This window comes from Mumia sp. ZJ430 (assembly GCF_011751845.1).
Classification (GTDB): Bacteria; Actinomycetota; Actinomycetes; order Propionibacteriales; family Nocardioidaceae; genus Mumia.
The window spans coordinates 396,701-410,643 of record NZ_JAAHFK010000003.1 but is presented as its reverse complement, the minus strand read 5'-3'; the positions used below and the strand labels follow the sequence as shown (position 1 = coordinate 410,643).

The window sequence follows — 13,943 nt, the reverse complement described above, 5'->3', positions numbered from 1 at the left end:
TCGCGGCCCCGGGAGGGGAGCGTGGCGGTGTCAGCCGATCTCGGCGATGACGTCGCCCTCCTGGACGATCTGGCCCTCCGCGACCTTGAGTCGTACGGTGCCCGCGGCGCCGGCGTGCACGGGGATCTCCATCTTCATCGTCTCGAGGACCGCGACGAGGTCCCCGGCCGCGACCCGGTCGCCCTCACGGGCCACGACCCGCCACACGTTCCCGACGATCTCGGCCTTAGCGGCGTACATCGGCACCGCCCTCGTGGCCGAGGGTCGCCATCGCGTCGACGAGACGATCGCGCGTCTCCTCGGGCAGGATCACGTCGTCGATGATCCCCGCCTCGGCGGCGACGTAGGGCCGAGCGACGTTCTCTCGGTACTCCGCGGCGAGCTCGTCCCGTACGGCCTGGGGGTTCTCGGCGTCGCGCAGCGTACGGCGGTGCAGCAGCGCCACGGCGCCGCCGGGGCCCATCACGGCGATCTCCGCACCGGACCATGCCCAGGAGTAGTCCGCGCCGAGCGAGCGCGACCCCATGGCGATGTAGGCGCCGCCGTACGCCTTGCGGACGACGACGGTCAGCAGCGGGGACTCGGTCTCGACGTACGCCTTGAGAAGCTTGGCGCCGTGCGTGATGACGCCGCGTCCCTCCTCGACGGTGCCGGGAAGGAAGCCGGGGACGTCCACGAACGTCACCACCGGCAGCCCGAACCGGCCGCAGAACTCGATGAAGCGAGCGGCCTTCACCGACGACTTGGCGTCGAGGACGCCGCCGCGCGAGGCGGGCTGGTTGGCGAGCACGCCGACGGGCCGGCCGTCGAGGTGGCCGAACAGGGTCAGGATGCTGGGCGCGTGGGCGGGCATCAGCTCCAGGCGCGGGCCGGCGTCGAGCACGCCATCGATCACCTCGCGCATGTCGAAGACGACGCTGGCCCGGTCCGGGACCACGTACGGGAGGCGCTCGGCCGCCACCGCGTCAGGCCGGCGCGAGGCGACGAGCGGCATCGGGGCGCCGACGTGGGACGGCAGGTACGAGAGCAGGAGGCGTGTCGCATGGAACGCCTCGCCCTCGTTCGTCACCTCGAGGTGCGCGACACCGCTGGTCTCGGTGTGCATCTGCGACCCGCCGATGTCCTCGGCGCTCGCGTCCTCGCCGGTGGTCGCCTTGACGATGTCGGGACCGGTGAGGAACATCTGGCCCTGCTCGCGGACCATGATCGTCCAGTCGGTCAGGGCGGGGGAGTACGCCGCGGCTCCCGCGCACGGACCCAGGATCAGCGAGATCTGGGGGATGCGCTTCTGGGCCTTGACGTTGAGCGCGAACATCTCGCCGCAGCCGTGCAGAGCGAGGATCCCGTCATGGATCCGGGCGCCGCCGGAGTCGTTGATGTAGACGATCGGGTAGCCCTTGTCGATCGCGAAGCGCTGGGCCTTCTGGATCGTCTCGGCCATCACGGCGCCGATCGCTCCGGAGGCCACCGCGGCGTCGTGGCTCGCGACGACGACACCGCGCCCGTCCACCCGGCCCCAGCCGATGACGACGCCGGCGCCCTTGCCGTCACCGTCGATGCGCATCGGGCTCATCTCGACGAACGACCCGGCGTCGACGAGCATCTCGGCACGCTCGCGAGCGGTGTACTCGCGGCGTCCGCGCGGCTCGACGTGACGGAACCGCTCCTGGCGACGACGGGCCAACCGGGCGCGGTGGTCGGAGGTTGCGGGCTCTGTGTTGATCGTGGTCAACTTCGGTCTCCTAAAACATGAGGGAAGCCTCAGGACTGCTTACAAAGATGAGGGGTACCTCATGTTCTTGTCAACCCGCAGCGCGGCGTGTCCCCGTCTCAGCAGCTGATCGGCGGGTGGCTCCGAGTCGGTCTACGGTTGCCGCACACAACGAGACTGCAACCGGAGGACGATGCCCCCATGGTCAGTTCGGCAACCCCACCCCCGACCCGCCCGTACCACCGCTCTCGACGCCCCTTCGCTGCCGCAGCCGCACTCTGCGGCTTCGGCCTTGTCGCTGCCGCCCTGAACGCCGCTCCGGCGTCTGCAGACGCCACGCAGGCCGCTGACGGCGAGCTGACGAGCTACGTCGTCAACAGCAAGCCGAACCCGGGCCAGACCCGTCTCGCCGAGCGCGCCGTGCGCGACGCCGGCGGTACGGTCGTCCAGTCCTGGCCTCAGATCGGCGTCGTGGTCGCCCACTCGACGAGCGGTTCGTTCCGCGAGGACGTCGTGGACGCCGCCAAGGGCCACGCGGTCCAGTCGGTCGGCGCCACGCGTACCGCCGCCGTCAAGACACCCGCCGATGCGCCGCAGGCACGCACGCTCACGCGGAGCACCGAGACCCGCTCGGCCTTCGAGGTCCGCCAGGGCGTCTCTGCGACCGAGCTGGTCGCCACCGACCCGCTCGAGGCGCAGCAGTGGGACATGACCCAGATCAAGGCCGACGTGGCAGGCGACGGCAGCCGCGACGTCACCGTCGGCGTCCTCGACAGCGGCATCGACGACACGCACCCCGATCTCGCGCCCAACCTCGACGCGAAGAACTCGGTCGGTTGCACCGCGTACGGCGTGCCGGACACCAGCCGATCCGCGTGGATCCCGACGACCAGCGACCACGGCACGCACGTCGCCGGCACGATCGGCGCCGCCAAGAACGGCGTCGGGATCGTCGGCGTCGCGCCGAACTCCCTGATGACCTCGATCAAGGTGGTCGACGACGACGGCTACATCTATCCCGAGTACGCGATCTGCGGGTTCGTCTGGGCGGCCGAGCACGGGGTCGACGTGACCAACAACAGCTACTACATCGATCCGTGGATGTTCTGGTGCAGCAACGATCCCGACCAGGCGGCTGCCAAGGAGGCCGTGCGCCGCGCCGTCTCGTACTCCGAGCGCAAGGGAGTCGTGAGCGCTGCCGCCTCCGGCAACTCCAACTACGACCTCGCCAACAAGACGACCGACGCGACCAGCCCGAACGACACGACGCCGGGCACACGTCCGATCGACGAGGGCTGCGAGGACCTTCCGGCCGAGCTGCCGGGTGTCGTGACGGTCGCCTCGACCGATCAGGCCGGAGCGAAGTCGACGTTCTCCAACTACGGCGACGGCGTCATCGACGTGGCGGCTCCGGGCAGCCGGATCCTGTCGACCGTGCTCGGTGGCGGGTACGGGCTCAAGTCGGGCACGTCGATGGCCTCGCCCCACGTGGCCGGTGTGCTGGCGCTGCTGAAGTCGTCGCACCCCGACGCCTCGCCGGGTGAGCTCGCCGCGCTGGTGCGGGCCCAGGCTGACGACAAGCCGTGCCCGACGGACGTGCGCTGCACCGGCACCGACGCGTACAACGGCTTCTTCGGTGACGGCCTCGTCGACGCGCTCGACGCCGCAGGCCGCTGACGCAGAGACGAGTCCGGCGCGGCGCAGCCTCGTACGGGGCGCGCCGCGTCGCCGCGTCTGCGCAACTCGCGTTTGCATCGCGGGCCACGCCTCCCCGCGCCGGAACTTACGCATCGGTAGGGTTGGAGGCGTGAACGCGACCGTCGAGATCCTCGAGCCGCGGCGGAGGCCGACGCAGGAGCGGAGTCAGAAGAAGTTCGACCTGATTCTGCAGACCTCGCGCGACCTGCTGCTCGAGGCCGGGTTCGAGTCGTTCACGCTCGAGGAGGTCGCGAATCGCGCGGGCATCCCGATCGGCACGATCTATCAGTTCTTCCAGAACAAGTACGTCGTCGTCTGCGAGCTCGACCGACAGGACGTGATCGCGGTGCGGGCCGAGCTCGCGCGCCTCGCCGCCGAGCTGCCGACGCTCGACTGGCTGCGGCTTCTCGACCAGCTCGTGGACCACATCGCCGCCCTCTGGGTCACCGACCCGTCGCGGCGCGCGGTCTGGCACGCCGTGCAGTCCACGCCGGCGACACGCGCGACCGCCGCCGTCACCGAGCGCGAGCTCGCCGCCGACGTCGCGCACGTGCTCGCGCCGCTCACGCCGAAGACGCCGCGCGCCCGCCGCAAGATCATCGCCGAGGTCCTCGTCCACGTGGCGTACTCGATGCTCAACTTCTCGATCCGTGACGGCCAAGAGCACGCCGAGGCCGTCATCGAGCTCAAGCGCCTGCTCGGCTCGTACCTGCTCGCCGCCGAGCAGTCCGGCTAACCCCCCGGCCGCGGGTCACTCCCTGCCCGCGGGTCACTCCCTGCCCGCCGCGGGTCACCTTCTGGCGGCGCCGGGTCACTCCCTGCCCGCCGCGGGTCACCTTCTGGCGGCGCCGGGTCACTCACACTGACCCGCGGGCACCAGAAACCGACCCGGGAGGCGAAAAGAGGGACCCGGGGCGTCAGGACGTGAGGGTCACGTACGCGATCGCGTAGTCGCCGTCGTGCGAGAGCGATACGTGCAGCCGTGAGGCGTCGAGGTGCTCGCGTACGGGGGAGTGCAGCACGATCGCCGGCCTCCCCCAGGCGTCCTTGACGACTTCGATCGCGGCCAGCGCCTTGGCCTCGTCGACGACCGGCGGCTGCCCATACAGCGAGGCCGACCACGCCTTCACGACCGCCTCCTTGGCGGCCCACCGGGCGGCGAGGTGACGCGCACGGTCGGAGGAACCATCCGACGCGTCACCTCGCTCGCCGGGGGTGAACAGCTCGGCGAACCGGCTTCCCGGCTGCGCGAGCTGTTCGGCGAACGACGGGACGTGGACCAGGTCCACGCCCACCCCGAGCACGCTCACGGCGTGCCCGGCTCGCCGTCCCCGATACCTGGCGCGGACGATCCCTGGTCGTACGCGGCACTCCCCACTCCCACCGCGTACGTCCCGTCCGTGCCGAGGCGTGCCTGCGGATCGAGGAGGATGGCTGCCTCCCGCTCCCGCACGCCGGAGTCGCCGAGACGACGTCCGACAGGTCGCTGGTACGGGGCGGGGCCGCCGTACATCGCGTGCACGAGCCGCAGCCGGCCCGAGACCTCGCGGGCCCGTGCGGCGCGTTCGTACTCGGCCCGCTCCTCGGCACCCAGCGTCGCGAGGAATGCCGCCGGGTGCGCGAGCGCGACGAGCGCGGCCACGTGGCCGAACCCGAGGCTCGTCACCAGCCCCGCCCGCAGCGGCGCCGGCGCCGTGAGCGCGTCGCGCAGCCACACCAGGTGCGGGTTCTCGTCGAGGACGTCGTCGACGCAGTCGAGCGAACGGTTCGGCGGCAGCACCTGGCTCCCGAGGACCTGGCAGAGCCCGATCATCTGGAACGCGGCCGCGCCGCCCTTGGAGTGACCCGTCAGCGTCTTCTGCGAGATCACGAACAGCGGGTTGCCGTCCGATCGGCCCAGCGACGCGGCGATCCGCTCGTGCAGCTCGGACTCGTTCGGGTCGTTGGCCGCCGTGGACGTGTCGTGCTTCGACACGACAGCGACGTCGTCCGCGCCGAGACCGAGGGCGGCGAGCCCCCGGGCCAGCGGCGACTGCGCGCCACCGCGGGCCGCGGCCAGCGCGCCGAGACCCGGCGCCGGGATCGACGTGTGGACGCCGTCGGCGAACGACCCTGCGTACGCGACCACGCCGAGCACCGGCAGGCCCATCCGCACCGCGACGTCGCCGCGCGCGAGGAGGATCGTGCCGCCGCCCTGCGACTCGACGAACCCGCCGCGCCGCCGGTCGTTGGCCCGGCTCACGAAGCGCGGGTCGATGCCCTTGGCGAGCATCACCCCCGAGTCGGCCGTGGCGGACATGTCGGCGAACCCGATGATGCCCTCCGTCGAGAGGTCGTCGAAGCCGCCGGCCACGACGAAGTCGGCCTTGCCGAGGCGGATCTTGTCGGCACCCTCCTCGACCGACACCGCGCTCGTCGCGCAGGCCGCGACCGGGTGGATCATCGCGCCGTAGCCGCCGACGTACGACTGCATGACGTGCGCCGCGATGACGTTCGGCAGCGCCTCCTGCAGGATGTCGTTCTGCTTCGCCTCGCCGAGCAGCGTGTCGATGTAGAGCGAACGCATCGACGTCATGCCGCCCATACCGGTGCCCTGCGTGCTCGCGACCGCCGCCGGGTGGACCCAGCGCATGAGCTCGGCCGGGCTGAAGCCGGACGACAGGAACGCGTCGACGGTGCAGACGAGGTTCCAGACCGCGACCCGGTCCAGCGACTCGAGCATCTCCGCCGGCACGCCCCACGCACCTGGGTCGAATCCGGTCGGGATCTGGCCGCCGATCGTCCGGGTCAGCGCGAGACGCCGCGGGACGCGGATCTCGGTGCCGGCCTTGCGGGTGACGGCCCAGTCGCCGTCGGCACCGGGTGCGATGACCGTACGGTCGGGGTCGGCGTCGTACATCGCCCGCGCGGCCGCCTCGTTGCCGACGCTGAACGTGAGGTCGTCATCGAGGTACGCCCGGGCGAGCAGCGGCGTGGAGGTGTCGACCAGCGCGCCGTCGTCGGCGTAGCGGCGGATGCCGCACCGCTCGACCACGGTGTCGTGATAGCGCTCGTGGATCTCGGCCTCGGTGACGGGCTCGCCCGACTCGACGTCGTACCAGCCGCCGTTGTCGTCCCAGGCGACCAGCCCGGTCGACCAGGCGAGCTCGAGCACGCCGGCAGCCGAGAGCTCCTCGGAGACCTCGTACTCGAAGCGCGTGCGCGCCGACCCGTACGGGCCGAGCTCGCCGGCACCGACGATGACGACGAGGTCTTCGGGACGGGCCGAGAGGCTCGGCCACGACACGTCGGGCCGTGCCGGCAGCTGCGCCGGGGACGGGGCGAGTGCGTCGATCGTCGCCTCCGTCGGTCGAGCCCCCTCCGTCGGTCGAGCCTGTCGAGACCCCGCCTCGCGCGCCAGGGCTGCGAGGTCCAGCTCGACCTCGCCCAGCCCGCCGGTCAGGTCGGCCGTCACCGGCGCCATACGGGCACTCGCCCGTGCGTCGACGGTCGCGTGGTCGAGCAGCGCGTCGGCCATCTCGTCGGTCGACCACGTACGGACGCCAACCTTCTCGACGGCGTCCACGAGCGGGTCGTTGCCCCCCATCAGCCCGGTCCCGCGGACCCAGCCGATGATCGCGTGGACGAGAGTGACGCGCTGGTTCCACGTCGACTCGCTCGACCACCGCGTGACCATCGCGTCGAGCGCGGCCTTGGCCTCGCCGTACGCGCCGTCGCCGCCGAACATGCCGCGGTTCGGCGAGCCCGGCAGCACGACGTGGAGCGTGGACGCCAGGTCGTGGTCGCGGCCACTGGTGGCGAAGGCGCCGACGAGGCGCTCGACCGACCAGAGCAGGATCCGCATGTCGACCTCGCTGCGCGGCCCCACCTCGGTGAGGTCGCCGGAGACCGGGCCCGCGGCGAACGGGAACACCAGCGTCGGCTCGAGAGCAGGCTTGGTCACTGTGGTCACGCCGCCGGCGCTGGACGTCTGCTCCTCGACCACCCACGACGCGAGCGCGTCCACGTCGGCGAACGAGGCGAGGTTGGCCGGTACCACCCACAGGCGGGCACCGCCGCGGGCGTACCGGCGGTAGAGCGCCTTGAACGACCGCAGCTTGCGCTGGTCGAGGCTCGACGTCGTGGCGACCACCGTCGCGCCGCCGGCCAGCAGCCGGCCGACGACAGCTGACGCGATCGAGCCGGAGCTCGCGCCGGTGACGACGGCGACGTCGTCGGCCCACTCGCCGGGCGCCGTGTCGAGCGCGGCCTCGGCGATGGCGGTGAGGCGGTCCGCGAGGACCGGGTCGTCGGTACGGGGCGCCCACCAGCGAGCCTGGGTGGCGACGTCCTCTCCGGTGCCGGCGAAGGAGCTGGTCGCAATGGCGACCTCACGGCCCGCGGCGATGCGCGCGACGTCCTCGCGGGCGCTCGCCCAGCGGTCGTCGAGCAGCAGCGCCCGTCGGGCATCGAACGCTGGAGCGGTCAGCCGCGCCCACTCGGTGCCGAGCTCAGCCTCGACCTGCGCGAGCACGGCGGCGTCGGCGTCGCTGGTCGCGCTCGCCGTCGTCTCCGCGGTCGGCGCCACGCCCAGCTTCGCGAGCAGGTGCCGTGCCGTGGAGGCCAGCACGCCGTCCGGACCGGTGATGCCGGCGGTGATCTCACCGAGCGCGGCGGCGTCGACGGTGACGTCGCCGCCACCACCGGCGCTCGGCAGCGCGACCGCGACACCGTGGCGGGCACCGATGGCCTGGACGGCGGCGTCGACGGCCGCGTCGAAACCTGCGGCGACGTCCAGGTCACCGAACGCGCCGCCTCGTACGCTCGTGCCCTCGCGGGTCGCGAGTGCGAGCTCGGCGGTCACGTGGCTCGCCCAACCGGGGCCGAGCTGCCACGCGCCGGTGACGCGCTCCGCGATCGCGGCCTGGCGCTTGCCGGTCGGGCCGAGGACCTTGGTCAGGTGGTCGCCGAGGGCGGTCGCGAGGACCGGACCGAACGGCTTGTACGCGCGAGCGAGTCCCTTGACCTGACCCGACAGCGTCGGGAGGTCGGCGTCGGCCGCACCGTCGATCGCGCCGAGCGACAGCTCGCCGCCAAGGTCGACGAGCAGCTGGTTGCGTCGCGAGGACGCGCCGTCGCACAGCGACTCGATGGAGTCGGCGGCACCGATCTGGTCGAGCCGCATCTTGGTCCACCAGGCCAGCAGGACCTTGGTGGCGTCGGCGGCGTCGAACGCGAGGTCGGCCGGTCGCTCGGCCGAGGAGGAGACCGGTGCTGCAGCGGGGGAGGGAACCGTTGCAGCCCCGGCCGACTGGGGGGTCTCGACAGGCTCGACCGACGACGGACCGGGCTCGACCGCCGAGGGCTCCCGCTCCGGGTCGGTGTCGGTCGCGAAGACCGCCGCCGCGTCCCGCTCGATGTTGAGCACCTCGATCGGGCGGTCGGGCGAGGTCGGGAGCTTGAGGGTCGACGACGCGAGGTTGGCGACGGTCGGCGCGTTGCCCACGCCGACCTCGACGAACCGCTCGACGCCGAGGTCGCCGAACATCAGGTCCTGCGTCTCGATCCAGCGCACCGGGCTCGCGAACTGCCAGGCGAGCAGCTCCACGAGGAGGCGCCGCGCCAGCTGGCCCGGCGTCGCGGCCCACGCGTCATAGTCGGCGAGCACCTCGTTGAGCGGCTCCGACGGAACCGTCTCGGCGATCTCGGCGATGAACGCGCGGTCGAGCGTGAACGGCCGCGGCACCAGGTTCGGGACGTAGCGCCCGAGCAGGATCGCGGGATCGATCGTTTCCGGCAGCAGCTCCTCGAGGCGCGTACGGAAGTCCGGCACGCCACCACGCAGGACGCGGCTGTGGAACGGTACGTCGATACCCGGGACGAGGATGAACGCGGCCTTGCCGCCGAACTCGGCGCGACGCTTCGTGATGTCCGCCTCGAGCGCCGCGAGCCCCTTCACCGTTCCGGCGATCGCGTACTGCGAGCCGCGCAGGTTGTAGTTCGCGATCTCCAGGAACTCGCCGGTCTCCTCGGCGATGCGCGCCACGTACGGGGCGACCGCGTCGTCGTCGAGCCCGATCTGGCTCGGCCGGATCGCCGCGAGACGGTAGTCGCTGCGGCCCTCGGCGTCGCGCGGGACGAGCGTGTGCATGACCGAGCCGCGCTGGAACACGACCTCGATCACGGCCTCCAGGCTGATGACGCCGGAGACCGCCGACAGCGCGTTGTACTCGCCGACCGAGTGGCCCGCCAGCATCGCGTCGTCGACGAACGCGCCGGCCTCACGCAGCTCGGCGATCTGCGCAGAGCCGAGGACGGCCATCGCGACCTGGGTGAACTGCGTGAGGAACAGGACGCCGTCGGGGTGCTTGTGCGTCACGCCGTGGGCGACGACGACCGTCGGGTTGTCGCGCACCACGGTGAGGATCGAGAACCCGAGCACCTCGCGGGTGTGCGCGTCGGCCCGGTCCCAGGTCTCACGCGCCGCCTTGCTGCGCTGGTAGCCGGCCATCCCCATGCCGGCGTGCTGGATGCCCTGCCCGGGGAACGCGTACGCGGTCCGCGGGGCGAAGGTCCGCGCGGTCGCGGCAAGGACGAGCTCGCCCTCGCTGCGTCCGGTGACCTCGACGATCTCTGCGCCGGAGTCCAGCCCCGTACGGACAGCGCGCAGCTCGACCTCGGCGCCCGGGCGTACCGGGGCGAGAAAGCGCGTGGTCCAACCGTCGATGCGGCGCGGTGCCAGCAGGTGCTGCGCGGCCGCCGACAGCCACATGCCGTGGACGATCGGCTCGCCCAGCCCGGCCAGGCGGGCCGCGGCAGTGCTGGTGTGGATCGGGTTGTGGTCGCCGGTGACGGCCGCGAAGGCCCGCAGGTCGCTCGGGGCGACGACGGTCTTCTCGGCGCGGGTACGGCGCGGGGTGTCGGCCACCGGGCCGCGTGCCGCGCCGCCGGCGATGACGGGGTCGGTGAGGTCGGCGGCGCCGGTACGGCCGCGGATCGCGAAGCGCTCGCGCATCGTGGCGACCGCGGCACCGGCCTCCGTACGGACGGTCACGTCGATCGTCACGACGCGCCCGACACCGGTGTCGGTGACGTCGGCGAGGCGCGCCTCGACGACCAGCGTCGTCGTCTCGTGAGGCAGCTCGCCCGCGAGAGCGATCGCGTGGTCCAGGTGGACGAGGTCGAGCATGCCCTCGACGAGCGGCACGGCGCTGTCGCCCTGCGCGTGCGACAGCACGGCGAAGACGGCAGGCCACGCAAGCCCGACGAGCGCGTCGGGAGCAGGACGGGCGCCGGGGACGAGCGGTCCGGAGCTGACCGCGGCGTGGTCGGAGCCGAGGTCGCCGGACCACGTCACGGCCGCGCGGGCGACGTCGCCCTCGACCGTCGGGAGCGCGTCGCCGGCCGCGAGGCCCGCGAGGTCGCGCATCGCCGTCACCGCGTCGTCTGCGGTGATGACCGGGGCGCCACCGTCGGCGGCGTCGGCGACCTGGAGGCGGACGGTCAGGGTACGGCCGCCGCCGAGGCCGACCTCGAGCACGGCGGTCTCACCCTCGGTACGCAGGACGGCACCGGTCTCGGCGTGCTCGGCGCGTGCCGGCTCGACGATGACCCAGTCGGTGCCGAGGCGGTGGACGGGGTTGCGGACCGTACGGCCCGCCCACGAGACGTCCGGCGCGGCGAGGACGAGACCCAGCACGTCGTCGGCGGCGTCGACGCGACGGCGACCCGCGACGCGCGAGGTGAGCGCACCGGCGGTCAGGACGTCGTCGACCGTCTCGTCCTCGAAGCGGCGCAGGAGGTCGGCGACGGGCTCGTCGACCTGCGTGATCCCGGCGACCGCGACGGTCCCGGGGATGATGCAGACGGCGTCCGCGTCGTACCGCGCGTCGTGGGCCTGCCAGAGCGAGTCCGAGCGGTACCAGCGGCGGACGTCGCCGTCGAGCACCGGCACGAACGGCACCGGCTTGCCCGGGCGGCGGCACACCTCGACGAAGAACGGCACGTCGGCCGGGTGGAGGGTCACCTCCGTCGCCTTCGGGTACGAGGCGAGCAGCGTCGCGAGCGCGGCGTGCGGGTCCTCGACGTCCGCGCCCTCGGCGAACAGCGTCGCGATCTCGCCGTGGTCGGCGGAGTGGAGGCGGGCCTCGGCACGCTGGATCATCGCGTGGAACCGGTCGCGCAGGGTCACGTCGAGCCAGCGGTCGGTGTAGGCGAGGTCGGCGAAGCGCGCCAGCCAGGCCGTGTACGTCATCTCGGTGACGTCGCCGAAGTACGGCTTGGCCGTCGGGGCGATCGCGGCGATGATCTCGTCGCGCCGCTGCTGCGCGGCCTCGGTGTCACCGGCGACCTCGTCGAGGAGGCGTCCGGCGCGCGAGGCGGCGTTGTCGATCTCGTGGATGTCGGCGCCGAGCTGGCTGCGCCCGGATGCCATGCCGGCGTCGGCGCGGCCGGCTCCGACCCACTCGGGCGTGCCGGGGGTGTCGACGAGCATCTGCTTGACCTGCGGCGACGTGGTCGCCTCGAGCGTCGCCATCGCCGCGGTGCCGATGAGGATGCCGTCGAGCGGCATCGCCGGATAGCCGTGGCGGCGTGCCCACGCGCCGGTCAGGTAGGCCGATGCGGCGTCGGGCGTGCCGATGCCGCCACCGACGCAGACGACGACGTTGTCCAGCGCACGCAGCTGCGCGTACGTGGTGAGGAGGAGGTCGTCGAGGTCCTCCCAGGAGTGGTGGCCGCCGGCCTTGCCGCCCTCGACGTGCACGACGATCGGAGTGGGCGCGACCTCGCGGGCGATCGCGAGCACCTCGCGGATCTGCTTGACGGTGCCGGGCTTGAACACCACGTACGAGATGCCGGACTCGCGCAGCTCCTCGACGAGCGCGACGGCGTCGGCGAGGTCGGGGATGCCGGCGCTGACGACGACGGCGTCGACGGCGGACCCTGTGGCGCGGGCGCGCTGGACCAGGCGCTGCTGGCCGAGCTGCATCTTCCACAGGTACGGGTCGAGGTAGAGCGCGTTGAACGCGTACGTACGTCCGTCGTCGAGCAGGTCGTCGAGCGTGCCGACGTTCTCGGCGAAGATGCCCTCGGTGACCTGCCCGCCGCCGGCGAGCTCGGCCCAGAAGCCGGCGTTCGCCGCAGCGGCCACGATGGCCGGGTCGACGGTCGTGGGCGTCATGCCCGCGAGGAGGATCGGCGAGCGACCGGTCAGGCGGGTGAAGCGGGTCTCGAGCACCGTACGGCCGTCGGGCAGCGTGACGGGCTTCGGGGCGAAGGACGCCCAGGCCTCGCGTCGGCGGGGCGCGGCGCCCGGCGTCGTGAGCGCGCGGTGGCCCTCACGGGTGGCGGGCGCGACGAGCCCGACGCCGCGGGCGGTCGCCTCGTAGTCGGCGAGCAGCGAGGCGAGGTTGCCCGGTCCGAGATCGAGGATCCACTCCGGGCCGGAGTCGAGCGCGGACTCCAGGGCGTCGACCCAGTCTCCGGGGGCGATGACGGCGCGGACGGCGACGTCGCGCGCCCACTCCGGGTCGAGCCCGCACGCCTTTGCCCAGGTGGCGACCAGCTCGCCGGCGGGGCGCAGCCCGTGGTGGTGGAAGGCCGCACGCGGGTCGAGGGTCTCGAAGACGGGCGAGAACGGCGTACCGCCGGTCACCTTGCGCTCGCGCAGGGCGGCCTGGGCCTTGGCCTCGGCCTCGAGGCGGCGCTGGACGGTGACGAGGTCGGCGGCGGGGCCGCTCAGGACGACCGTACGGCGGCCGTTGCGCAGGGCGAGGTCGACGTCGACGCCGTCGATCGTGGCGAGGAGGCGCTCGACCTCGGCCGGGTCGACGCGGCGTACGGCGAGCATCGTGTCGCCGAGCAGGCCGGCGCGCTGGGCGGCGAGCTGGATGCCGGCGCCGACGAGGCGGGCCAGCGCGAGGACGTCGGCGGGGTCGCGGCCGGCGAGCACCTCGGCGGCGAGCACGCCCTGGGAGTGGCTCACGACGGCGGTCGGCGGCGTCGCGGCGGCCTCCAGGCCCTGCAGTGCGAGCGCCTGGAGGCCGGCGAGCTGGGCCAGCGCGATACCGGGCACGGAGACGGCAGGCTGGGCGAGCAGGTCGGCGTCGGGGGTCGCGGGCGCGTCGTCGGACGCGGCGGACTCGGCGACGGCGAGGGCGTCGGCCCAGGCCAGCGGGGTGAAGGCGTACGGGAGCCGTGCGAGCTCACCCCATACGGGCTCGAGCCGGGACTCGGCGTCCGCGCAGAGGGCGTGCATCGAGGAGCCGAGGGCGAACGTACGGAGCAGCTCGCTCAGGGGTTCGAGCCAGGGGCTGCCCTGGCCGCCGAAGGCGACGGCGTAGGGCGTACCGCCGTTCAGAGCGTCGATCAGCCGCGAACGGTGGTCGACGTGCGTCGTCCGGGTGGTCGGGGTGTCGATGATCGTCACGTGTCCCTCGAACTTCCTCAGGTAGATGCCGGAAGGTCTCATGATGACCCAAACATGAGGGAAACCTCAACATTTTCGTGAGGCAAGCCTCATGTTTTCCAGGGACATGTGACACATGCCACACTT

General features: G+C 72.7%; 6 protein-coding genes. 2 read left to right on the top strand and 4 right to left on the bottom strand.

The genetic code is table 11. The features are described from left to right. Window positions 1–30: 30 nt before the first annotated feature. Window positions 31–240 (bottom strand): biotin/lipoyl-binding carrier protein, encoded by a 210-nt coding sequence (locus HCT63_RS14125; RefSeq protein WP_167005977.1) that lies wholly within the window; start codon window positions 238–240, stop codon window positions 31–33. Further along, window positions 227–1,732 (bottom strand): acyl-CoA carboxylase subunit beta, encoded by a 1,506-nt coding sequence (locus tag HCT63_RS14120; protein WP_167005974.1) that lies wholly within the window; start codon window positions 1,730–1,732, stop codon window positions 227–229. The genes HCT63_RS14125 and HCT63_RS14120 overlap by 14 nt, the downstream gene beginning before the upstream one ends. A 180-nt stretch (window positions 1,733–1,912) precedes the next feature. On the opposite strand from HCT63_RS14120, the gene HCT63_RS14115 reads away from it, so the two are divergent. Together HCT63_RS14115 and HCT63_RS14110 are read left to right on the top strand one after the other, a co-directional pair. Beyond that, on the top strand, window positions 1,913–3,388 hold the full coding sequence (locus HCT63_RS14115) for a S8 family serine peptidase (RefSeq protein WP_167005972.1): 1,476 nt from the start codon (window positions 1,913–1,915) through the stop codon (window positions 3,386–3,388). Window positions 3,389–3,518: 130 nt separating this feature from the next. Continuing rightward, the gene (locus HCT63_RS14110; RefSeq protein ID WP_167005969.1) at window positions 3,519–4,145 is read left to right on the top strand and encodes a TetR/AcrR family transcriptional regulator; all 627 of its coding nucleotides are present in this window, start codon (window positions 3,519–3,521) and stop codon (window positions 4,143–4,145) included. Window positions 4,146–4,326: 181 nt separating this feature from the next. Here HCT63_RS14110 and HCT63_RS14105 read toward each other — a convergent pair whose 3' ends face one another. Both HCT63_RS14105 and HCT63_RS14100 read right to left on the bottom strand, forming a co-directional pair. Continuing rightward, complete coding sequence (locus tag HCT63_RS14105) at window positions 4,327–4,719, bottom strand: holo-ACP synthase (RefSeq protein ID WP_167005966.1); 393 nt, start codon at window positions 4,717–4,719, stop codon at window positions 4,327–4,329. Then, on the bottom strand, window positions 4,716–13,859 hold the full coding sequence (locus HCT63_RS14100; protein WP_167005963.1) for a type I polyketide synthase: 9,144 nt from the start codon (window positions 13,857–13,859) through the stop codon (window positions 4,716–4,718). Before HCT63_RS14100 ends, HCT63_RS14105 begins: the two co-directional genes overlap by 4 nt. Window positions 13,860–13,943 lie beyond the last annotated feature (84 nt).

What these genes read in the sequence shown, in the direction of transcription:
- HCT63_RS14125 (WP_167005977.1), bottom strand. Translation starts at nt 240, where the DNA reads ATGTACGCCGCTAAGGCCGAGATCGTCGGGAACGTGTGGCGGGTCGTG.
- HCT63_RS14115 (WP_167005972.1), top strand. Translation starts at nt 1,913, where the DNA reads ATGGTCAGTTCGGCAACCCCACCCCCGACCCGCCCGTACCACCGCTCT.
- HCT63_RS14100 (WP_167005963.1), bottom strand. Translation starts at nt 13,859, where the DNA reads ATGAGACCTTCCGGCATCTACCTGAGGAAGTTCGAGGGACACGTGACG.